This is a genomic window from SAR86 cluster bacterium, assembly GCA_023703575.1.
GTDB lineage: Bacteria > Pseudomonadota > Gammaproteobacteria > Magnimaribacterales > Magnimaribacteraceae > Magnimaribacter.
In genome coordinates this window covers 429,880-451,314 of sequence record CP097969.1, presented here as the reverse complement: position 1 = coordinate 451,314, position 21,435 = coordinate 429,880, and the positions used below count along the sequence as shown (strand labels likewise).

22 protein-coding genes and 1 tRNA gene are annotated in these 21,435 nt (G+C 35.2%); 5 read left to right on the top strand and 18 right to left on the bottom strand.

Features of this window, described 5'->3' with window-relative positions:
- The 9 genes from M9C83_02275 to ccmA form a co-directional block, all read right to left on the bottom strand.
- Positions 1 to 2,469 (bottom strand): chromosome segregation protein SMC, encoded by a 2,469-nt coding sequence (locus M9C83_02275; protein ID URQ67045.1) that lies wholly within the window; start codon positions 2,467 to 2,469, stop codon positions 1 to 3.
- Between the two features lie 110 nt (positions 2,470 to 2,579).
- Positions 2,580 to 3,245, bottom strand: a complete 666-nt coding sequence (locus M9C83_02270) for a hypothetical protein (protein ID URQ67044.1) — start codon at positions 3,243 to 3,245, stop codon at positions 2,580 to 2,582.
- Entirely contained in the window at positions 3,245 to 3,649 is a 405-nt protein-coding gene (locus tag M9C83_02265) for a cytochrome c-type biogenesis protein CcmH (protein URQ67043.1), read from the bottom strand. Before M9C83_02265 ends, M9C83_02270 begins: the two co-directional genes overlap by 1 nt.
- Positions 3,642 to 4,163: a DsbE family thiol:disulfide interchange protein gene (locus M9C83_02260; protein ID URQ67042.1), complete on the bottom strand. Its 522-nt coding sequence runs from the start codon at positions 4,161 to 4,163 to the stop codon at positions 3,642 to 3,644. The genes M9C83_02265 and M9C83_02260 overlap by 8 nt, the downstream gene beginning before the upstream one ends.
- Positions 4,160 to 6,067, bottom strand: coding sequence for a heme lyase CcmF/NrfE family subunit (locus tag M9C83_02255; protein URQ67041.1), 1,908 nt, complete (start codon positions 6,065 to 6,067; stop codon positions 4,160 to 4,162). Before M9C83_02255 ends, M9C83_02260 begins: the two co-directional genes overlap by 4 nt.
- Positions 6,064 to 6,489, bottom strand: a complete 426-nt coding sequence (ccmE, locus tag M9C83_02250) for a cytochrome c maturation protein CcmE (protein URQ67040.1) — start codon at positions 6,487 to 6,489, stop codon at positions 6,064 to 6,066. Before ccmE ends, M9C83_02255 begins: the two co-directional genes overlap by 4 nt.
- Before the next feature lie 152 nt (positions 6,490 to 6,641).
- Entirely contained in the window at positions 6,642 to 7,397 is a 756-nt protein-coding gene (gene ccmC / locus M9C83_02245; protein ID URQ67039.1) for a heme ABC transporter permease CcmC, read from the bottom strand.
- Positions 7,390 to 8,064 (bottom strand): heme exporter protein CcmB, encoded by a 675-nt coding sequence (ccmB, locus tag M9C83_02240; GenBank protein ID URQ67038.1) that lies wholly within the window; start codon positions 8,062 to 8,064, stop codon positions 7,390 to 7,392. Before ccmB ends, ccmC begins: the two co-directional genes overlap by 8 nt.
- Before the next feature lies 1 nt (position 8,065).
- Positions 8,066 to 8,665 carry a heme ABC exporter ATP-binding protein CcmA gene (gene ccmA / locus M9C83_02235; GenBank protein URQ67037.1) on the bottom strand — a complete coding sequence of 200 codons (600 nt, stop codon included), beginning with the start codon at positions 8,663 to 8,665 and terminating at the stop codon, positions 8,066 to 8,068.
- A gap of 105 nt (positions 8,666 to 8,770) precedes the next feature.
- Between ccmA and hisI the strand changes: the two genes are divergently transcribed.
- On the top strand, positions 8,771 to 9,244 hold the full coding sequence (hisI, locus tag M9C83_02230; GenBank protein URQ67036.1) for a phosphoribosyl-AMP cyclohydrolase: 474 nt from the start codon (positions 8,771 to 8,773) through the stop codon (positions 9,242 to 9,244).
- 18 nt (positions 9,245 to 9,262) lie between these two features.
- On the opposite strand, the gene M9C83_02225 is transcribed toward hisI, so the two are convergent.
- The gene (locus tag M9C83_02225; GenBank protein URQ67035.1) at positions 9,263 to 10,561 is read right to left on the bottom strand and encodes a PLP-dependent transferase; all 1,299 of its coding nucleotides are present in this window, start codon (positions 10,559 to 10,561) and stop codon (positions 9,263 to 9,265) included.
- Between the two features lie 172 nt (positions 10,562 to 10,733).
- Here M9C83_02225 and M9C83_02220 point away from each other — a divergent pair.
- The 3 genes from M9C83_02220 to M9C83_02210 all read left to right on the top strand — a co-directional run bounded on the left by M9C83_02220 (position 10,734) and on the right by M9C83_02210 (position 13,856).
- Positions 10,734 to 10,807 (top strand) — tRNA-Arg (locus M9C83_02220).
- Positions 10,808 to 10,815: 8 nt separating this feature from the next.
- Complete coding sequence (locus tag M9C83_02215; GenBank protein ID URQ67034.1) at positions 10,816 to 12,354, top strand: propionyl-CoA carboxylase; 1,539 nt, start codon at positions 10,816 to 10,818, stop codon at positions 12,352 to 12,354.
- A gap of 71 nt (positions 12,355 to 12,425) precedes the next feature.
- Entirely contained in the window at positions 12,426 to 13,856 is a 1,431-nt protein-coding gene (locus tag M9C83_02210; GenBank protein URQ67033.1) for an aldehyde dehydrogenase family protein, read from the top strand.
- Between the two features lie 38 nt (positions 13,857 to 13,894).
- Here the strand turns inward: M9C83_02210 and M9C83_02205 are convergent, their stop codons facing one another.
- From M9C83_02205 to panB, 8 genes are all read right to left on the bottom strand, one after another.
- On the bottom strand, positions 13,895 to 14,851 hold the full coding sequence (locus M9C83_02205; GenBank protein URQ67032.1) for a D-2-hydroxyacid dehydrogenase: 957 nt from the start codon (positions 14,849 to 14,851) through the stop codon (positions 13,895 to 13,897).
- Positions 14,852 to 14,854: 3 nt separating this feature from the next.
- Complete coding sequence (locus M9C83_02200) at positions 14,855 to 15,247, bottom strand: cytidyltransferase (protein ID URQ67031.1); 393 nt, start codon at positions 15,245 to 15,247, stop codon at positions 14,855 to 14,857.
- Positions 15,240 to 15,650, bottom strand: a complete 411-nt coding sequence (locus tag M9C83_02195; protein URQ67030.1) for an adenylyl-sulfate kinase — start codon at positions 15,648 to 15,650, stop codon at positions 15,240 to 15,242. Before M9C83_02195 ends, M9C83_02200 begins: the two co-directional genes overlap by 8 nt.
- Positions 15,651 to 15,664: 14 nt before the next feature.
- The gene (locus M9C83_02190) at positions 15,665 to 16,756 is read right to left on the bottom strand and encodes a sulfotransferase (protein URQ67029.1); all 1,092 of its coding nucleotides are present in this window, start codon (positions 16,754 to 16,756) and stop codon (positions 15,665 to 15,667) included.
- A gap of 15 nt (positions 16,757 to 16,771) precedes the next feature.
- Positions 16,772 to 17,323, bottom strand: coding sequence for a hypothetical protein (locus tag M9C83_02185; GenBank protein ID URQ67028.1), 552 nt, complete (start codon positions 17,321 to 17,323; stop codon positions 16,772 to 16,774).
- Between the two features lie 111 nt (positions 17,324 to 17,434).
- Entirely contained in the window at positions 17,435 to 18,328 is an 894-nt protein-coding gene (locus tag M9C83_02180) for a phosphotransferase (GenBank protein ID URQ67027.1), read from the bottom strand.
- 5 nt (positions 18,329 to 18,333) lie between these two features.
- A complete protein-coding gene (gene panC, locus M9C83_02175; GenBank protein URQ67026.1) occupies positions 18,334 to 19,161 on the bottom strand; it encodes a pantoate--beta-alanine ligase in 828 nt (275 codons plus the stop codon).
- Complete coding sequence (gene panB, locus M9C83_02170; protein ID URQ67385.1) at positions 19,161 to 19,925, bottom strand: 3-methyl-2-oxobutanoate hydroxymethyltransferase; 765 nt, start codon at positions 19,923 to 19,925, stop codon at positions 19,161 to 19,163. The genes panC and panB overlap by 1 nt, the downstream gene beginning before the upstream one ends.
- Positions 19,926 to 20,098: 173 nt before the next feature.
- On the opposite strand from panB, the gene M9C83_02165 reads away from it, so the two are divergent.
- The gene (locus M9C83_02165; protein URQ67025.1) at positions 20,099 to 21,433 is read left to right on the top strand and encodes a PhoX family protein; all 1,335 of its coding nucleotides are present in this window, start codon (positions 20,099 to 20,101) and stop codon (positions 21,431 to 21,433) included.
- Positions 21,434 to 21,435 lie beyond the last annotated feature (2 nt).

The window sequence follows — 21,435 nt, the reverse complement described above, 5'->3', positions numbered from 1 at the left end:
TTAACTTGCTGCCATTTCCACAGCTTGATCTACATCAACTGCTACCATTCTAGAAACACCAGGCTCTTGCATTGTAACTCCCATAAGATGCTTACTTTTTTCCATAGAAATCTTATTGTGAGTGATGTATACAAACTGGACTCTCTGAGACATTTCCTCAACAAGGTCGATAAATCTCATGGTATTGAGATCATCTAAAGGTGCATCTACCTCATCAAGAAGACAGAAAGGGGCTGGATTTAGTTCAAAAAAAGCGAAGACAGTAGCTATTGCAGTGAGTGCCTTCTCACCACCTGACAATTGAGAAACGCTCGCATTCTTTTTTCCTGGTGGTCTTGCAGTGATTCCTATTCCACAGGTGAGTAAATCATCTCCCAGCATTACCAATTCAGCATGACCTCCCCCAAATAATTTTGGGAAAGAAAGAGAAAGACTTTTGTTCAATTTATCAAAAGTATCTTTAAAAGTGGTACGAGTCTCTTTATCTATTTTAGTTATGGCACTTTCTAGAGTTTCTAGAGCTTCCATAAGTTCTTTATGTTGCTCATCAAGTAATGTTTTTCTTTTTAACTCTTGATCATATTCTTCCATTGCTACTAGATTTATTGCACCCAATCTAGATATCTTTAATTCAATTTGCTCTAATTCAGCAGCATAGTTCTCAACAGTTTTGTCTTTATCTAAATCTTCTTTTATTTTTGAGAGATTTCCATTTAAACCAACAACTTGCGATTCAATATTCTCTTGTTCAATCTTAGAGGCTTGTCGGTCTAACCTAAGATTTTCTAGTAATTCTCTAAGTGTTATTGCGGCCTGTTCTTTCTCGATTTTTTCTCTTTCAATGTTATGTATAGAGGCATTACATTCTTCAATATCTTTCCTTGATTGTAGTAATCTGTCTTCAACCTTTAGTCTATCTGATAAAAGTGAATCTAACTTCTTTTGTATTTGACTGATTGGTTCCTTCAATTCATTTAACTCGACTTCGAGTTTTGAATTTTCTTCTTTTAGATCATGCATCTTCCCATCTAAATGAGACCCTTCAGAATTTAGTGAAGCAAGTTTTGCCTGTAATTCTGCATACTTATCAGTTTTATCTATTAAGTTTATTCTTTGTTGCTTCGCGCCTTCAGATGCATTAATCAAAAAATCTTGCGTCAACTTTGTCAACTTTACAGGTTCAGATTCTAGATAACTTATCTCCTTCCGAATAAAATCTACCTTTGCAAATTCATCTTCTATTGATTCTTTTTTGAATAACTTGGACTGTACATTTTCAATAGCACCAGAAAGATCTGCTATTAAGTTTTTAGTTCGAGTTATGAATACCAGCCAAGAACCTTCGATTTTCTTAGCCTCCGCTTTATTAGATTCCTCGTTACCCGATTCTTTAAGAGACTGTAATTCCTTTTCAATATTAATGAGTTCTTTCTGAGTAGATGATTTACTCTCATCAAGATTTTGTAAATCCTTAGATCTTGCATCAATAAGAATTGAATTAGTAGAAATTTTTTCATTTATTTCATTAACTCTATCTTTTTTAAGGGAAATATCATGTTCTGTTCTTGATATATCTGCACCGAAACTATAAAACTCCTGTTGAACTTTATCTAATGCTGTCTGGAGCTCAATTTGCTTTGCCCTTAGTTTAATAATCTCGCTGTCAGATGTATTTTTTTCAGAATTTATCTCTTCGACTTTGAGTTCCTGATTCTTAACTTCCTGTTCTTTTACTATTAGTGCTGATGAAACATCTCTCCATTTTGAACCTAAAAGCACTAATTGGGCTTGTGTCTCAGCTTTTCTTAGCTCATGATATTTTTCTGCAGCCTTAGCTTGTCTCTGGAGTTTGAACAATAATCTCGTAATCTCTTCCCTCAAATCATCTAGTCTTGATAAGTTTTCTTTAGTTCTTTTTATTCTTGATTCGGTTTCTTTTTTTCTCTCAAGGTATCTTGAGATGCCAGCTACTTCTTCTATGTAGCCTCTCATTTCTTCAGGTTTAGCGCTAACTAATTGCGATATCATTCCTTGTTCAATGATTGCATACGATCTAGGTCCTAATCCTGTACCTAAGAAAACGTCGGTTATATCTTTTTTTCTGCAGCTTGTTCCGTTTAAATAATAATTAGATTGACCATCTAATTCTAAACTCCTCCTTACAGAGATTTCACTATAACTTGAGAATTCTCCACCTATACGTCCCTCTTTGTTGTCAAAAAATAATTCTACTGAAGCTTTTGAGACTGGTTTTCTTGAAGATGAGCCATTAAAAACTACATCAGTCATAGAATCACTTCTCAAATTTTTTGCCGAACTCTCACCTAGAACCCAACGAACGGCATCTATAACATTAGATTTCCCACAACCGTTTGGGCCAACAATACATGACATGCTCGATGGAAAGGTAACAGAAGTTGGATCAACGAAAGATTTGAAACCAGAAAGCTTGATAGAATTGAGTCTCATAATTGTAATTCCTTTAGGGGGCAAGAAACCAATGCCTTGAATAAAGGCATGAATGAAACAAAATTAACTTTCATTTGCCCAGAAATTTTAGTCTATATATGCTTAGGAAACTACTGATTTTTTCTTTTTTTTACTGCTTCAATTAGCGACTTTAAATCTTCTTTCTCTTTCTCAGAATTCAACAAGGGAATAGCTTGGTTCCATAATTCAATAGTCAATTGAGGATTACTTTTTTCAAGTTCAGCTAAACCCTTTAGAGTTAAGGCTGAAGGATTATTTGGATTTTTTTTAAGTGCTTCTTCTAACAAAATATATACAGTGTCACTAAATTCCCTACCGGCACTCATGAACAATACTTGGGCATATTCAGCAACTACTTCTCCGTCCAAATCATCACCAAATCTATTGTAAATCTCCTTATAAAGTTCTCTAGAAAGCATAAATTCATCAATGTTCTTTAGCTGACGTGCAAGAATGTATAATTCTCCTGGCTCAACATCTTTTTTTTTAACAAGCTGAGTAATCAAGTTATTTACTTCTTCTCTTTTATTTTCTTTTTTTTGCTTATCTTCTCCAAGAAATATATCCAATGATTGTTTCTGATAAGCTAATTCTAGAGATCCATCAGAAAGTATATTTTCATAAACTAGCAAAGAAGAAACTGAAACTAATCCAACAATAATTATTTTGATATTAAATTTAAAAAAATCATCCTTTTTAACTAATAGAGCGTACAAAGGAATAAATATGATTAAAAAAAAATAGATATAGCTCATTAAATTATTCTTTTCCTAACAAAAATAATTACTAACACCGATAGGAGTATCAAAATGAATGGACCGAACCATAATGCATATGTAGCTGGCTCAATAGGCGGATTATAGATTATGAAATTACCGTATCTATCAACTAAATGATCTTTAATCTGTTTAGAGGATTTGCCTTCTACCACTAATTCATAAACTTCTCGCTTCAAATCATTTGAAATAGGTGAATTAGAACCTGCAAGATTTGAACTTTGGCATTTAGGACACCTTAACTCATTTAGAAGAGAATAAAATAATGACTCTTGAGCCTCACTAGCAAAAGGATATGCCTCATTGTCAAAATTTACTTTCTCCTCAACACTAATATGTATAGAGCAAATGAGAAATAATAAAAAGAAAATGAGTTTATTCATCGAGGTATTTAGAAAATTTATCTTCCCACACCTTTTCATCAATTACACCAACATGCCTCTCTCGAATAAGACCATTTTTATCAATAAAGAAAGTTTCAGGTGCCCCATATACTCCCAAATCAATGGCCAATCTGCCTTCAAAATCATATATAGAAAATTCGAATGGGTCTCCATCTCTTTCAAGTAAATCGAGAGCTTTTAATTTATTATCTTTGTAATTTAGGCCGTATATTGTAAGTCTAGATTCCTCTTTTAATTTCATTAAAAAAGGATGCTCAACCCTACACGCTATGCACCAAGTAGCCCAAACATTTATCAAAGCTGGTAATTTAATTATGTCTTGCTTGGTCAACACCCTAGATTCGTCTGATAATGATCCAAGTTTGAATTCTGGAAAGGAGCTATCTATCAGTGCTGTTTCTAACTGATCATCTCTGTCGCTTAAAAAAGAGAAAAGTACAATGATTAATGAGGCAAAAACAACAAGGGGTAATGCGTCTATGATTTTTTTCATCTTCTTTTAAATTGTCTCACTCCCGCCAAGAAACTACCAATTGCGATCAAAAGAGCACCCAGCCAAATCCAACGGATAAATGGTTTAATTTGAACCTTAAAAGACCAAATATTAGACTGTAAATTATCTCCAATCGATATATATAAATCTTTGAAAAGGTCCGCTTGAATTCCTGCCTCAGTTGTCATCTGGCCCGAGGGTAAATAAGTTCTTTTCTCAGTTACTATGTTAGAAAGTTCCCCTCCATCATCAAAAGAGACAATGGCAGATTTAGATGTGTAATTTGGTCCCAATAGATCATCTATTGATTGAAAATTAATGGTTTGATCACTAAATTGTGTTGAATCTCCTGGCGATAAAATTATCTCTTTTTCCAGAGAGTAACTTGATACTACCCCTACTCCAATGGTCAGAATAGCCATTCCTGCATGAGCAAATGTTACAGCTAATCTCTTTCTTAAGAAATTCCAATAGCTCAAATTTCTTTTTTTGGCTATCTGTAATGTTCCTACTAGGATCCACGAGGCTAAGAATATTGTTGCAAAAGAACTGAGATATAGATTGTCAAAGAGAACAAATAAAATAAGAATGATTAGCGAAAATATAGATAAAGTCTCTATGAGCATTCTAGGTAAAAAACTAAAAGACGAAGATTTACCCCAAGAGAGATAAAGAGCAATGCCTTGCAGTAATCCTAATGCTAAGGCAAAGGGAAAAAGTATAATTTCAAAGTAAGGTGCCCCTACCGATATTTGCTTTCCTCCAGTAAATGCCTCGTAGATAAGAGGAAAGATTGTTCCAAATAAAATTGAGATAGCAAGAACGACAAGCAGCAAGTTATTCAATAAGAAACCAAATTCTTTGGAAGTGAGCTCATATTTATTTTCTTCAACATGTCCGAAGTCCATTATTGAGTAGATAAAAAGACTTCCTATTACAAAAAAAGCAAGAATAGCTAATATAAATAAGCCTCTTTCTGGATCTAAAGCAAAGGCATGAACGGAAGTTAAAATTCCAGACCTTACCAAAAAAGTACCCAGTAAACTTGTAGCAAAAGCAAAGATTGAAAGAAGTATGGACCACTTACCAAAAACTCCTCTATTTTGACTGGTGATCAAAGAGTGGAATAAAGCAACTGATAAAAGCCAAGGCACGAAAGCTGCATTTTCTACAGGATCCCAAAACCACCATCCGCCCCAGCCTAATTCATAATAAGCCCACCAACTTCCCAACGCTATTCCCATTGTTAAGAAACTGCAAGATAAAAGTGTCCAGGGTCTAGAATGACTAGCCCAGTCTTTAGTATCTTTTTTAATCAGCATTGCAGATACTGCTATAGCAAAAGGAATTAATAAACCAGAATATCCAAAATAAAGTAAGGGTGGATGCACTGTAAATGCAAAATCTTGTAGTGAAGGATTAAGATCAGCACCATTTAGAGGAGGTATAGGTAAAATTCTCTCAAAAGGATTGGATGTGAAGAGTGTAAAAAGTGAAAAAGCAAAGATGACCTGACAAGAAATAGAAAATACTGTTGCGAGAAAGTCTTTATCTTTAGAACGAGTAAAAAAGATAAAGCCTATTAACCAAGCATTCATTGCTAAAATCCATAGAACCAATGATCCTTCATGGGCACCCCATGTTGCAGCTAACTTATAATAAACTGGTAAATTGATATTTGAGTTTTGGGCAACATATGCGACAGAAAAATCATCTACTAGAAAGGAATAAACTAAAGACAGAAAAGAGATTGTTATTAATATAAAAAGTGTCACTGATAATTTCTTTATTGAAATCTCAAAAGCTCTATAGTTTGCATAAACTACTAAAAGTGGCAGTGATCCACCCAATAAACTCAAAATTAAATGGACGATTAAAATTAAATGGCCGAATTCAGGTATCATTCTTTCGTCTCAATTAACTTGGCTACCTCTGGAGGCATATAATTCTCATCATGCTTAGCGAGAACTTCGATAGCCTTAAAGGTGCCATCGGTTTTCAAATTTCCTCTTACAACTACTCCAGCATTTTCGTCAAACAAATCTGGCAATATGCCTTCGTAATTTATTATCAACTCATTTTGATAATCTGTGACGGTAAATCTGACATTTAAAGAATCTTTACTCTTTTCAATAGAGCCTTGCTTCACCATTCCTCCAGCTCTGATCAAGACATTTTCATCAATATCAACTCCTAATATTTCACTAGGTGAATAAAACAAATTCATATTCTCGGATAAAGCTGAAACAACTAGCCAAGTTGCTAGAAGTGATCCTATTAGAACTGCAATCAAAGCATAGAGTCTCTGTTTTCTTAATGGGTTCATGAAGATCTGATTAATTTAATAAGTTTTCTTTTCCTCTTAATGGCATAAAGGATGTTTAGACTGAGAATAAGAATAACAAAAGCCATACAGAACCATACAAAAAGGCCATTGCCATCCATATAAAGTAAATCACTAAAATTTTCTAACATTTCCTAGTTTACAAATATTTGCTTGACCCAATTCTTTGATCTTTCTCTGTCAATGACTTCATTCCTTAGATTTAAAGTTAATGCAAATGCGAAAATTAAATAAAATCCAATAACACACAATAAAAGAGGTTGATACATTTCAGGAGACATTGAGGGAGAAGAAGTCAATGTAAAAGTAGATGGCTGATGAAGTGTTTGCCACCAATCTACTGATTTTTTAATCACGGGTATAATCGCCAAACCTACAATCGACAAGATAGAGACTGCCCTATCAGCTTTGGTTTTATCTTCAATTGATGAATACAGACCCATTAATGCAGCATAAATAAATAATAATATAAGAGTTGAAGTGAGACGTGCATCCCATACCCACCAAGTTCCCCAAGTTGGTTTACCCCACACAGAACCTGTTACTAGAGCTATGAGAGTAAAGCTCATTCCTATTGGCGCAGCAGATTTCAACATCATTCCTGATATCTTTGCTCTCCAGACAACATTAATAAGACCACAAGCTGCCATAAACATAAAAATTGACTGACCAAGTATCGCTGAAGGGACGTGAACATATAAAATTCTATAAACATCACCTTGCTTATAGTCAGTTGGAGCAATTAGTAATCCCCAAAAAAGTCCTACTGATAAAAAAATTATGGCTAAAATCCCTAACCAAGAAATGATCTTTGAAGACCATCGATAAAATAAAGGAGGTGATCCCATTTCAATAAACCACCTTTTAGTAACTTTCCAAATCCTAGTCATAATTCAACAGCAAGGCTTCTACAGTTAACAAACATAGTAATGGAATACCTATTGCAAGCATGGCGCCCATTAACATAAGAAAACCTGAATAATCTTGATTATTGAGCGAAAAAGTTATTACAGAAGTACCCATTAATAATGTTGGTATAGAAAAAGGTAAAACTATAATTGCACTTAAAATAGCTGATTTTCCTAAAGATAAAGCAGCACCAAGAGCACCTAGCAAACTCATAAAAGACGTTCCAAGAAGAAGGCTTATAATCATAGGAACAAAACTTTCTAAAGGAAGATATAAAATAATTGCTGCAAGAGAAGAGGCAAGGAGAATCGGAAGCCCGGTAATTAGCCAATGGATCATTACTTTTGCAAATACTAAGACAAAAGAAGGTTCTAAAGAAATAAAGAAATCATCAAGAGAACCATCTCTAAAGTCTTCACTAAATATACTTTCTACCGCAAGCAATGAAGCTAGTAAAGCGGCAATCCAAATTACTCCAGGAGCCAAAGAGCTTAATAAACTTTCTTGAGGTCCCAGTGCTAAAGGAAAAAAAGTGATAACAATTAAAAAAAAGACTAAAGGCGTTATATATGTTGAGGACCTTCTAAAAGCAATAATTAAATCCCTTTTTAATAAAAGACCTAACCAATCCAATACTGAACTATTCATATCAAATCTCAACAAGGGTTGCATTAATGTTTGAGGATCTGTGCCCTGTTATAACAAATGAGCTGCCCTTTTGATTAAGTTCATTAATTATTTCTTTAATTAGATCAGAGGCAGGATCATCTAAAGCAGTAAAAGGTTCATCTATAAAATAAATTTTAAAATCTTTGAGCAGCCATCTTGCAATTGAAATTCGCTTTCTTTGTCCTACGGATAGATCTGATGCCATCTCATTTATCTTATACAGACCTACCCTCTCAAGGCACTTATTTATATCCTTTTCGCTCATCCCTTTTGCGTTGTGAGTTAACTTCAAGTTTTCAAAAACCGTAAGCAAGTTTTTTATGCCCATTTGGTGTCCTTGATAGAAACAGTCAAAAGATCGATATTCCTTGAAATTATTATCTTCATCCAGCCAATTAATAGTCCCTTCCTCTTTGTCAATTAAACCTAATAGTGTTCTTAGTAATGTAGTCTTTCCAGAACCATTAGAACCAACAATTTCTATATTTTGACCAGGCAGAACTTCAAAGTTTAAATTTTTGAATATAGCCTTTTCTGATCGAACACAAGACAGGTTCTCTACTTTTAAATTAGGAAGCATTGATAAATCTATTTTAACAAAAAACTCCTTTAAACTGAATTTTAGATGCTAATGGCTTGGGACAATTATGTTCTGTTAAAATGAAACTTCTTAATAGGAAAAATTGTGAATAAAATAAAATTTGCCCAACGATCATCTGTTGAATTTGTAGAAGAAGGGAACATTCTTGCACCCAAGTTTAATGCAGAGGACGTCATCCCTGTTGTTGTTACTGAAACTAAATCAGGTTTGGTGTTAATGCATGGTTACATGAATAAAGAAGCTTTAGATAAAACAATTCTTACTAAAGAAGCACACTACTGGAGCAGGAGTCGAAAAGCTTTATGGAAAAAAGGTGAATCTAGTGGAATGGTCCATAAAATAGATGAAATACTTATAGATGATGATCAAGATTCCATCTGGCTGAAAGTAACCATAGGAGGCTTAGGGGCAAGCTGTCATGTTGGTTATAAATCATGCTTTTATCGATCAGTCGATTCAATAGAAAATGATGAAGTTATTCTAAATTTCACCGAGTCCGAAAAAGTATTCGATCCAGAGGAAGTTTATCCTGGTATAGAAAATCCAACCAAGCTTTAGGTAAATTTCCTTGATAAACTAACTTGCCGCTTTAATGGCTTGATCAATATCGTTAATAATATCTTCTACATTTTCTATACCAACTGATAGTCTTACATATCCAGGTGTTACGCCAGCAGATAATTGTTCTTTTGGTGTTAATTGACTGTGCGTTGTAGAGGCTGGATGAATTGCCAGTGATCTGGAGTCTCCAATATTTGCAACATGGTAAAGAAGCTCTAAAGAATCAATAAATTTCCTTCCTGCTTCGACTCCTCCAGGTAACTCAAAACCTATTAAAGCACCATAGCCGCCTGTTAAATATGAATCTGCCCTCTCTTTACTAATGCCTTCTGAAATTCCAGGATAAGTTACTGAAGAAACAAGACTATTATCCTCAAGATATTGAGCAACTTGAAGGGCATTCTTGCCGTGCTCTCTCATCCTTAAAGGTAAAGTTTCAAGACCCTGAATGAATGACCAGGCATTAAATGGACTCATTGCTCCGCCTAAATCTCTAAGCAAGGTAGTTCTAGCTTTCATAATATAGGCTATCGGCCCCATTTCTTTAGTAGCTTCAGTCCAAACTACTCCGTTATAGCAAGGATCAGGTGTATTAAGAGTTGGTTGTCGTTCTGGACCAGCTTCGGTCCAATCAAAATTTCCGCCATCTATTATTAAACCTCCTATTGAAGTTCCGTGACCTCCAATATATTTTGTAGTCGAGTAGGTAGTTATTGCCGCCCCATGATCAAAGGGCCTACAAAATATTGGAGCGGCAGTATTATCGACTATTAGAGGAATTCCATTTTTTCTTCCAAGATCTGCAACTTCTTTAATAGGAAAAACTTGTAGCTTTGGATTAGGTAGGGTTTCTCCAAAAAAAGCTCGTGTTTTGGTGTCTGAAGCCTTGATAAACATCAAAGGATCTGTTGGATCAACGAATCTAACTTCAATACCCATTTCGGATAGATTGTTTTTGAACTGGTTGTAAGTACCTCCATATAAATGAGAAGAGGCAACAATATTATCTCCAGCTCTGGCTAGGTTCTGAATGGAATAAGCCGAGGCGGTTTGTCCTGATGAAACCGCTAAACCAGCTGCACCTCCATCAAGAGCTGCCATCCTCTCTTCGAGAACAGCTGTAGTAGGATTCATTATTCTTGTATAAATATTACCTAATTCCGCTAAAGCGAATAGATCTGCAGCCTTTTCAGTACTTTCAAACTGATAGCTAGTTGTTTGGTGTATGGGAACAGCTACTGATCCTGTAGTCGCATCTGCTCTCCAGCCTGCATGCAGTGCTATTGTTTCTAAATTTTTACCTTCGTTACTCATCTTATTTTCTCCAAAAAAAAACCTGCCAGCTTTCGCTAAACAGGTTTGTCTTCAAGTATCCTATTTAGCAGTATTTATAAAGCACCCGCAATCTGGTTCAAATCGGTGCTCAATGAATAATAATCAAAGAGAATTTAAAATCAAGACTAAATTGCTAAAATGTCTTTAAAATGCCCCGTTAGCTCAGTCGGATAGAGCGCTGGATTCCTAATCCAGAGGCCATAGGTTCAAATCCTGTACGGGGCACTAGAATTATGAGTTGGAAAAAAGAAACAACAGAAATTAAAAAAAGAAGAAAACTTGCTAAAGCACAAGGTGGAAAGGATGCTATTAAGCTTCAACATGCAAAAGGAAGGCTAACTTTAAGAGAAAGAATAGAGCTTTTGTTAGATCCTAACTCTTTTCAAGAACAAGGTGAAATCGCAGGCGGGTCAGAACTTAATGATGAAGGTAAGTTGGAATCTTTAACACCTGCAAATTTTATCCTAGGTTTTGGGAAAATTAATAATAAACAAGTAGTAGTTGGTGGAGAAGACTTTACGGTCAAAGGTGGATCACCTAATTCAGCAGGTCTAAGAAAAAGTGTTTATACAGAGGAGCTTGCCCTTAAGTACAAAATCCCACTTATCAGGCTTCATGAAGGTGGTGGCGGATCTGTTGCTGGTCCTGGAAAAAAATCTGGAGGCTATGGAGGTGATCCCGTCTTTTCTAAGTCTAGGTTTAAATCTATTGCGGATACTTTGAAAGAAATTCCAGTAGCATCAGCAGCGTTAGGTCCTGTTGCAGGTATGCCTGCTGCTAGATTTGTTGGTTCACACTTTAGAGTAATGACAAAAGAAACGGCTCAAATACTTGTTGCAGGTCCTGCGGTTGTGGAAAGAGCTTTTGGGAAAAAGATGTCTAAGGAAGAGTTAGGTGGTTCAGAAATCCACAAGGTAAATGGCGTGACAGATAATGTTGCCTCCACAGAAGAAGATGCATTCTTACAAATCAAGAAGTTCCTTTCTTACTTTCCTCAAAATAAATATGAAATTACTGAAAAAATAGATTGTGACGATCCTATAGAAAGAATGGAAGAAGATTTACTATCAATTATTCCAAAAGATAGAAAAAGATCCTATGAAATGAGAGACATTGTCAATTTTATATTTGATAAGGGATCTTTCTTTGAAATGACTAGATATTATGGACGAGGCATAATTACGGGCTTTGCAAGGATTAATGGGTATGCAGTTGCGATTTTTGCTAATGATTCAAATTTTTATGCTGGGTCCATGTCCGCAGAGGGTGCTCAAAAAACCACGAGATTTATACGATTATGTGACACTTTTAATATTCCAATTGTAAGCTTAGTAGACGAACCAGGATTCTTAATTGGACCAGATGCAGAAAAGGCTGGAACAATTTTACATGGCACTGAAGCAGTATTAGCAACTACAGAATCTACTGTTCCATGGACTACGGTAATGATTAGAAAATCATTCGGGGTAGCTGCTGCAGCCCATTATGGTCCAGATGGTTATGTTCTCGCTTGGCCTTCTGCCGAGTCTGGACCGCTTCCACTAGAAGGCGGAGTAGCTGTAGCTTTTAAAAAGGAAATTTCTGAGGCGGAAGATCCTGAAGCAAAAAGAAAAGAGCTAGAAGAAAAAATGGCTAAAAATCAAAATCCTTTTCCTAGGGCGGAAGCTTTTTCAGTTCATGAAATAATAGATCCAAGGGAGACAAGAAAATATATTTCTTTATGGGCTGAAAGAATTCAAAGTCAACTGAAAGCCAGTCTAATGAGCAGGTAAACAAAGTAAATTTAACTTAACTTTGTCTAATCCTAATATATACTTACAGTACAAATATACGGAGAGTAATAATGAAAACTTATGAACAATTTTATATAAACGGAGAATGGGTTGATCCTGTGGAAGGAAAAAACATGTTTGATGTTTTAAATCCTTCTAATGAAGAAGTAATAGGACAAATTGCTATGGGGACTTCGGCTGACGTAGATAACGCTGTCAAAGCAGCCTCCAAAGCTTTTGATAGCTTTAGCCAAACCACAGTCGAAGAAAGATTAGCCATACTTGGCAAGATTGTTGAGGTCTATCAATCTAGGTATGACGAAATAGCTGAAACTATTTCTTCAGAAATGGGAGCTCCATTATCTTTGTCAAAGGCAGCTCAAGCCGCAACAGGCCTTGGCCATTTTGCACAAGCAATAGAAGTCTTACAAAACTTTGAGTGGGAAGAAACAAGAGGTAAAACAGTCTTAAGACGCGAACCTATAGGTGTTGTAGGTATGATTACTCCATGGAACTGGCCCATTAATCAGATCTCCTGCAAAGTAGCGCCTGCACTAGCTGCAGGATGTACGATGGTTCTGAAACCAACTGAAATGGCTCCTTTAAATGCAATGATCTTTGCTGAGATACTTCATGAAGCTGGTGTACCCGCAGGAGTTTTCAATCTTGTAAATGGTGATGGTCCTACAGTTGGTGAAGCTATGTCTTCTCATCCGGGTATTGATATGATGTCTTTTACTGGTTCAACAAGAGCAGGTATTGCCGTTGCCAAAGGTGCTGCGGACACTGTTAAGAGAGTAGCTCAAGAATTAGGAGGAAAATCTGCGAATATAATATTAGATGATGCAGACTTTGAATCAGCTATATCAGGTGGAGCAAAACATTGTTTCAATAATAGCGGCCAGTCTTGTAATGCTCCAACCAGAATGTTGGTTCCAGAATCAAGGCATGAAGAGGCAAAAGAAATAGCGAAGAAAACAGCTGAGGCTACAAAAGTGGGTGATCCTTTTGCAGAAGATACAGGTATCGGACCAGTAGTAAGTGATGTTCAATTCAATAAAATTCAGGGTCTGATTGAGAAAGGTATTGAAGAGGGAGCTGAACTAGTAGCGGGCGGACCAGGAAAACCTGAAGGTCTAAATGCAGGATACTTTGTTAGACCGACAGTATTTGCAAATGTAAATAACGACATGACAATTGCAAGGGAAGAGATATTCGGACCCGTTCTTTCAATTCTTCCTTACAAAGATGAAGAAGAAGCAATTGAAATCGCTAATGATACAGAGTATGGCCTTTACGGTTATGTATCATCTGGAGATGTAGAGCATGCTAAAAAAGTTGCGAACAGAATAAGAGCTGGAAGTATAGCCATTAACGGAGCTGGTGCAGATTTCACAACTCCTTTTGGTGGGTATAAACAGTCTGGAAATGGAAGAGAATGGGGTATATTTGGATTCGAAGAATTCTTGGAAGTTAAAGCGGTTGTGGGCTTTACAGGCTAAATCTTATCTAACTAAAAAGGCCGCGTTAGCGGCCTTTTTTATACTTGATTGAGTAATTTTTTTCCCTCTTTCAAACGTCTGTAATTATCAATAAACAGCTCAACTGCTCTCAAAGGTGCCCTTGGACCCCATGCTGAATCGTGAGGGGTAATGAAACAATTTTCTAGAGTCCACAAAGGTGAATCAGAATCGAGAGGTTCTGGATCGGTTGTATCAATAGCAGCACACAGTATCATTTTTTCTTTAAGAGCTTCAGCAAGGCTAACTTCATCTACTGATTCCCCTCTACCAACATTTATGAACATCGAGGAAGTTTTCATTAAGTCAAATCGAGACTTTGAAAAAACTTTATAGGTCTCGTCGCTTGATGGAAGACAATTTACTACGAAATCACAAAGAGGAAGCATTTCATCTAGTTCACTTGGTTTAAACAGCCTGTCAAGATTATCTGACACAACAGGTGTTCTCTTCGTAGCGAATACATTCATACGAAAAGCCTTAGCTAGTCTTGCCACTTCTTGTCCTATACCACCAAATCCAGTAATTCCTATTGTCATATCCGTAAGCTCTCCGACAGACATCATTTGCTTCCAACTCTTTTCTCTTTGAAGTTCAATATGAGCATCTATAGACTTTATTGATCTTAAAATCTGTGCAAAAACATAAGTCGCTATTGGAATAGCATGAAGACCGCCTCCGTGAGAAAAAATTTTAGCATGAGAGATCAAGGCTTGTGCTTGAGGAGATTCGGTGCCAGCCCATGATCCTTGAACAAAAGAACACTCATCAATCAAAGCGAGATATTTTTCAAAAAAACTTTCTGACTTCAAAGCCTTGAACATAAGTTCGTAAGAGACCAAAGCAATATCTGGCTTACCCTCTCCTGAGATTATATTTGCCTCTGAATCTATAAGAATGAACTCATCATTTTTGAAGTTATTTTCTAGCAGTTCTTCAAAAGAATTATAGGTAAACTCACTTATGCAAATTTTCATGCTTTAATCCAGATCTCCTTCTTCTCTCATTTTTTTTCTTATCTTAGTTGCACTGATTCTAGTTACCGATTCGTCAAAAGTTTCCTCTTCAAAGACATATCCAACTCCCCTTCCATAAGTGATATTCACGATGTTAGGAACAATCATAATTTCATAGTGAATTCCTCTTTGATATCCGTCTTCAAGGAGTCCATCAGAAATATTTCGACAAACTTCATCCCAATCAAAGGGGTTATCATCTTGGCCATCACCACCTGAAGCACCATGTACATCCCGGACTTGTATGATAACTTGACCAGTTTTTTTTATTGCTCTTTTAAATAATTCTTGATGTCCAGTATGCCAAGGTTGCCATCTGCCGAGCATTTGAACTGTAGGTTTTTTCCAATCAAACATTTTTTTTAATTTGTTTTGCTATGTCTTCATGATTGTGATCATTCCATTCGGTGATATGAAAATCAACTGAAGAAGGTGGTTCAAATAACGCATTTGTGTCTTCAAAACGACCTTCTACGATGGTATCGAGCCAAATAGTTACGTCTGCATCAAATATCTTCCTAGTTTCCTCAGTTGGGCAGACGAAGTCACAAATTACAATCCTATTATGATGTGATTCGAAATCAGCGATTGATTTCATTCTTAAACTTTGCCTTAATCTACCTTCCTCACTAAAATCCCAATCACCTGCCATAGACCTAACTTTATCAGCATTAAACCACGCAGACTCTAACAATGGCTGAAGTCTTTCAGACAAATAGGTTTTACCACTCCCGGGTAATCCCATAACAAGAATTTTCATATTTAAGTAATAAATTAAGAATAATCCAGCTTATTATGTACTTCTCTCCTTTCAAGTCCATAATCTTCTAGAGAATATTTGTGTTCAGCTTTCGCATCATTAGAATCTTCCCCGATGTAAGCATTCATAAGAGACAGAGTTTGATCATCCAACGAAATAGAAAAATTCCTGTATATGTCTTTTATTAAATTAATTGGATCATCTAATAAATCATCGTATTGAACTTGCATATATTGATTTGAGGATAAATCAGATCTTTGGGCCTCATTTTTGTCATTTGATTTTGCCCAAAAATTAAGTGTGTCTTGACCTAAGCGTTTTCTATCCAAATCTTTCGAGAACCCTTTTCTTACTTGGGCGGTTAAGCTACAAATTGAAGGAATAGTTTCAACAGGATCTCGAGTAATGTGAATAAAGCATGCATCAGGGTAAACGCTTAATATTTCCTTAAGATTACCTAAGTGACTGGGGTCTTTGAGCAACCATCTCTTGGGCTTAAGTTGATTCTCAAGAATACTTAAAAATTTATAGTGCCATGAATAACTAATCCGAGTATCACAATTTGATAAATAATTTAAGTAAGTAGGAACATTCGCCATATAGAAATATAAAATACTTTGCAGACCAAATACCTTAATTAATAAACATTCTTCAGGACTAATAGATTTTATTTTGTGAAGATTATCAAGATTTGGGATTAATCTTTCTTTAAAGAATAAAATTAAATCAGATTGGAATATTCTAGCCTTCTTTCTTAAGCCATCTTTTTTTAGCAAAGGAAAAGGCTTCATCATCTCCCAAAACAAGGGGCTTCTGTTATCTTGATCTTTGCTTAAAAGATTAAATAGAAATGTTGTTCCTGATCTAGGCAAACCAATGACAATGAGAGGTTTTGATACTGAATGCTTTTTTAAACTATAAGCCTTATCGATAAGTATTCGATTATTTATATGTTGTTTTAATTGATATTCAACAGCTATTTGACCGATAGAACCTAAATTAGCCTCATCATTGAGGGAATCTATCAATACATTAAATGGCTCCATAAAATCCTTATCCGTGGAAACTAATTCTAATTCACGAATAAGCTTAGATTTCTCGATCATCTAATTTAAATCTATCTAATTTCTCCAAATCCCTTGATTAACTGGCATATTTTTATCAATGTCTTCATATTTTCCTGTATAGGCAATATGCTCCCCTTCAAGATTAATTAATGTAATTGCCTTATCATTAACTAATAAGGGCTCAAATTGAGTTTTAGAAGTAAAGCTTTGTAAGTATTTATAAGACTCCCTAGCATTCATAGCACCTTTGGCAGATTTTACTTCTACCTCTTTAATTTTCCCCTTTGAATTAATGATGTAGGAAAATTCAATTTTAGTTTTGCCTGATTTAACGTTATCGGGCTTTTCAAAAAATTTGGAAACATAACTAGGTGTGCAAAAAAGAAGTTTACACACTGTCTCATCCCCTTTTTTTTCTTCAGGCCAGTTTTTCAACTGACAAGAATTATCAGCACATGTTAAACAAGTTGAATAGGTCTGATCTCTAAATTCACTTAATTTAGCTGCAGTATCTTTATTAAGTTCTTGATTGATATTACAGATAGGTGAACTTGAAACTGATAAAGCGAAAATGCCTAAATAAATTACTACAATAAATTTCCACATAAGATGACCCCAGAATTTAAATCAGAATAACATTTCATTCTTTATTGAGTCTATAGGTTTAATGAATATACATCATTACTCAATGGAAAACTTAGTAGTTGTATGATTATCCTATGACTGATTCTTAATAATGTTAAAAGAACCCAATATCGTTAATTTTGACTCTCTTTTCATTATAGATTTTGTTTGCTTATCTAAGTTCCAATTATTTATGTAATGCAGTGTAGATGCAGCAATATAGATTAACCAAAGATTAAATCTATATTCATCAATCTTTTCGTTTCCAAGGTACTTTTGTTTGAAGGAATTCATTCCTATTTCTCCACTAGAGTATCTTGCATCCAAACAAGTCACAGCAAGGTCTGCTAGCGGATCTCCAATAGCGGCATATTCCCAATCAAGAATACCGCTTATGTTTTCATTGTTCCAAAGTATGTTCCCTGGCCAATAGTCTCCATGTAAAAGACATTTCTTTCCTTTATATTCATCTATAGTAAGATTTTTTATAAAGTTTCTAATCTCATTCCAATCTCTTCCTTTTGGAATAAAAGAAAGTAATTGATCTAGAGGATCAACTCTAAGAGATAACTCAGATAATTTATCAATTTCTATTTGATGGATATTTCTAAGTTGGGTTGCCATCAATTCATGATCGCAAATTACTTTTTCATTAGAAGTTCCTAATGATCCATCTAAGTAAGACATTATCATGAAAGGTCTGTGTAAAATCTTGCAGCTTGTGTCTAAATAGATTGCTTCAGAAACCGGTAAGTTGGTTGTATTGAGTACTTTGAGTAAATTAAATTCTGTTTCGATTGAGTTATCAGCTGGAAAAGAGCCCTCGGATCGGAAAACTAATTTGGTTTCTTTATTAGCTGTTTGGATATCCAGAATGAAGACATCGCATGAAAACCCTCCTTCTAACCTTTTTGCATTAGTAAGCCTTCCATGAGGATAAAGAGTATCTGATACTTCAAATAAATCTTTTTCATGTATTCGTTTCACACTAACTAAACCTTAAGGTTATCTATTAATCTCACATTATTGATAGTAGCCGCACAAAAAAGAATAATATCTTCAAGATCATTAGATGACTTTAAACTTACTCTAGATCTTGCCTCGAAGTAGTCAACTTTAAAACTATTTTCTTCCAGTAATTCGATAGCTTCACATATAGCTTGATCTAGAGACGATAAATCTAGGATAGATTGTCTTACTTTGCACAAGCTTCTATAGATTAAGGTTGCCTTCTCTTTTTCGTCATTGCTCAAATACTTATTCCTACTACTTTTTGCTAAACCAGACTCCTCTCTTTCAGTTGATATTCCTTCAATCTTAATATTTAGATCATGTCTGGTAACAAACTCTTTAATAATCATTAATTGTTGGTAATCCTTTTCGCCAAAGTAAGTTGATTTTGGTTTAAATAATTCAAAAAGTCTGTTGACTATCGTAACTACTCCATCGAAGTGATTTGTTCTTGTTTTTCCACATAAAATTGAGGATAAGTAAGGATCGGCTTTGCATTCTCGTATATTACGTAGTAAATCCTTTGACTCTGGAAGGAATAGAAGAGAACAATTTGTGTTTTCTAGTTTACTAATATCTTCATCTAAAGTTCTGGGATAAGCACTGTAATCCTCTTTTGGTCCAAACTGAAGAGGATTAACAAAGATGGAAACACATACGAAATCAGAAATTTCACTTGCTTGATTTACTAACTTTAGATGGCCCTCATGAAGATTTCCCATCGTAGGGACTAAGGATATGTGCTTGAATTTTCTTCGGTATATCCTTAATGCCTCTTCAAGTTCAGCAGTATCGGAGATTATCAGCATTACTTGAAACTATGTTCTATACCAGGAAATTTTTTTTCTTTTACTTCAGAAACATAACTTCTTATGGCTTCCTCAATAGAAGATGCGCCTTGCAGGTAATTCTTCACAAATTTAGGAGGCTTTTCCATTTGAGTAATACCAAGCAGATCATAATTTACCATTATTTGACCATCTACTTCGACACCGGCTCCTATACCTATCACAGGGATCTTTAGAGATTCGCTTATATTTTTTGCTAATTCAGAAGGAACACACTCTAACAAAAGCATACTTGCACCAGACTCTTCTAACAATTTAGCCTCTTTTATTAACTCTTCTGCTTTATCAGGATTTCTGCCTTGTACGATATAACCACCTATTCTATTTACAGATTGAGGAGTTAAACCCATATGAGCACAAACTGGAATCCCTCTTTCAGCAAGAAGTTCTGTTGATCTACTTATCCACGAAGTGCCTTCAAGTTTGACGCAATTTGCACCAGCCCTCATCAAGGCTGCTGCATTCTCGAGTGTTTGTTCTTCTGATGCATAACTCATAAATGGCATATCAGCCATAATCATAGAGCCATGGTTTGTTCTTTTAACATTATCAAGGTGATACACAATATCTTCCATTGTTACAGGTAAAGTACTGTCATGACCTTGTAAAATCATTCCTAAAGAATCACCAACTAGAATAACTTCTATGCCGCAAGAGCTTTCTAATGCTGAAAATGTTGCATCATATGCAGTGAGACAAGCAATTTTCTCTCCTCTAACTTTCATTTCATTAAGAGTTGATATAGTCACCGGATTTGATGATGAATAAATACTCACTGATTCCTCCTTGATCCCTTTGATTTAGGAAAAGAATGATATAGAAAGTTTTAAAAAATAAAATTTTTTTTTCATAAATGTTGCAGCAAAACTGTTTCTTACAAAATATAATTATCGTTTTTATGAAATCAACATTCTCAAGAAGAAAGTTTCTTAAAGTTACCTTCGTCATGTCTGGAGCTCTTATGGCTTTTCATGCAAGCGGAAATAAAGCACTTTTTGCGGATAACAAAAGAGGAAAAGAGAATGTAAATCAATGGAATGGTTCACTGCTTAAAGATCCTGATACTTTATTTGATTTGCCTAGCCCACTCCATTACAAAGAAATTATGCAGACAGGTAACTTGATGTCTGATGGTTTGGTTTATGGAGGAGATCCAGATGGTATGGAGTTCTTCCAATTGGATAATAATAAATTGGCCTTAATTATAAATCATGAAACTACTAGTCCTGATGTGTCCTTAGATGCTTCAAAAGCCTATGATACTATCAATGGAATTCCTTACTCGGGAGGAACAAGTACTTTGATTTTGAATACTGAAACTCTAGAAGTAGAAAAATCTTATAGAAGTTTAAGCGGAACAATAAAAAATTGCGCAGGCGGTAAAACTCCGTGGAATACTTGGATTTCTTGTGAGGAGACTTATCAAGAAAACCACGGTTATGCATTTGAGATCGATCCAAGAAATAATTCAATAGGTTATAAAAAATTGAGCAGAATGGGGAGATTTAAGAGAGAGGCTGTAGCAGTAGATATAAATGATAAAGAAGGAAGCGTATATCAAACTGAAGACGATCCATCTGGACTCTTCTATAAATTCATTCCTAATTCAAAAAATAATTTAGATGGTGAGGGAAAACTTTATGCATTAAGTATAAAAGGCCTAGTTAATGCCAATAATAGTAAAGGGGAAATTAAAATTGGTGATTCTCTTAAAACATCTTGGGTTTCTATATTGGACCCAGAAGCAACCTCAAAGAAAACGAAAATTCAAGGCATGGAAAAAGGTGGAACAACATTTAATGGCTCTGAGGGAATCATCGTCGATACTAATAACCTTAATCAAAGTGAAATTTACTTTACTTGCAAGTCTGGAGGTTTTGCTGGTTTAGGACAAATTTGGAGATACAACCCTGCAAATGATTACATCACCCTATTTTATGAATCTAAGTCTAAAGATGAATTCTGGATGGGAGACAACATTACTATATCTCCTTGGGGTGACTTAATAGTCTGTGAGGATAATGATAGTAATGCTTGTAAATTGATAGGATTTACTCCTAAAGGAAAAATGTATGTTCTCGGCAGGGTTTCTTCTAAACGATCAACAGAAATATCTGGGGTTTGTTTTTCCCCAGATGGAACGAGGATGGGGCTAAATCTCCAACATGAAGGTAAAACCATTATTATCAGCGGTGACTGGGATAAAATTAAAGCCTACAGTAGATCTATATGAAC

Bases quoted from the DNA above. Each gene is read 5' to 3' on its own strand.
- M9C83_02275 (URQ67045.1), bottom strand. From the start codon at position 2,469: ATGAGACTCAATTCTATCAAGCTTTCTGGTTTCAAATCTTTCGTTGAT.
- M9C83_02270 (URQ67044.1), bottom strand. From the start codon at position 3,245: ATGAGCTATATCTATTTTTTTTTAATCATATTTATTCCTTTGTACGCT.
- M9C83_02265 (URQ67043.1), bottom strand. From the start codon at position 3,649: ATGAATAAACTCATTTTCTTTTTATTATTTCTCATTTGCTCTATACAT.
- M9C83_02260 (URQ67042.1), bottom strand. From the start codon at position 4,163: ATGAAAAAAATCATAGACGCATTACCCCTTGTTGTTTTTGCCTCATTA.
- M9C83_02255 (URQ67041.1), bottom strand. From the start codon at position 6,067: ATGATACCTGAATTCGGCCATTTAATTTTAATCGTCCATTTAATTTTG.
- ccmE (URQ67040.1), bottom strand. From the start codon at position 6,489: ATGAACCCATTAAGAAAACAGAGACTCTATGCTTTGATTGCAGTTCTA.
- ccmC (URQ67039.1), bottom strand. From the start codon at position 7,397: ATGACTAGGATTTGGAAAGTTACTAAAAGGTGGTTTATTGAAATGGGA.
- ccmB (URQ67038.1), bottom strand. From the start codon at position 8,064: ATGAATAGTTCAGTATTGGATTGGTTAGGTCTTTTATTAAAAAGGGAT.
- ccmA (URQ67037.1), bottom strand. From the start codon at position 8,665: ATGCTTCCTAATTTAAAAGTAGAGAACCTGTCTTGTGTTCGATCAGAA.
- M9C83_02225 (URQ67035.1), bottom strand. From the start codon at position 10,561: ATGAGTAACGAAGGTAAAAATTTAGAAACAATAGCACTGCATGCAGGC.
- M9C83_02215 (URQ67034.1), top strand. From the start codon at position 10,816: ATGAGTTGGAAAAAAGAAACAACAGAAATTAAAAAAAGAAGAAAACTT.
- M9C83_02210 (URQ67033.1), top strand. From the start codon at position 12,426: ATGAAAACTTATGAACAATTTTATATAAACGGAGAATGGGTTGATCCT.
- M9C83_02205 (URQ67032.1), bottom strand. From the start codon at position 14,851: ATGAAAATTTGCATAAGTGAGTTTACCTATAATTCTTTTGAAGAACTG.
- M9C83_02200 (URQ67031.1), bottom strand. From the start codon at position 15,247: ATGTTTGATTGGAAAAAACCTACAGTTCAAATGCTCGGCAGATGGCAA.
- M9C83_02195 (URQ67030.1), bottom strand. From the start codon at position 15,650: ATGAAAATTCTTGTTATGGGATTACCCGGGAGTGGTAAAACCTATTTG.
- M9C83_02190 (URQ67029.1), bottom strand. From the start codon at position 16,756: ATGATCGAGAAATCTAAGCTTATTCGTGAATTAGAATTAGTTTCCACG.
- M9C83_02185 (URQ67028.1), bottom strand. From the start codon at position 17,323: ATGTGGAAATTTATTGTAGTAATTTATTTAGGCATTTTCGCTTTATCA.
- panC (URQ67026.1), bottom strand. From the start codon at position 19,161: ATGCTGATAATCTCCGATACTGCTGAACTTGAAGAGGCATTAAGGATA.
- panB (URQ67385.1), bottom strand. From the start codon at position 19,925: ATGAAAGTTAGAGGAGAGAAAATTGCTTGTCTCACTGCATATGATGCA.
- M9C83_02165 (URQ67025.1), top strand. From the start codon at position 20,099: ATGAAATCAACATTCTCAAGAAGAAAGTTTCTTAAAGTTACCTTCGTC.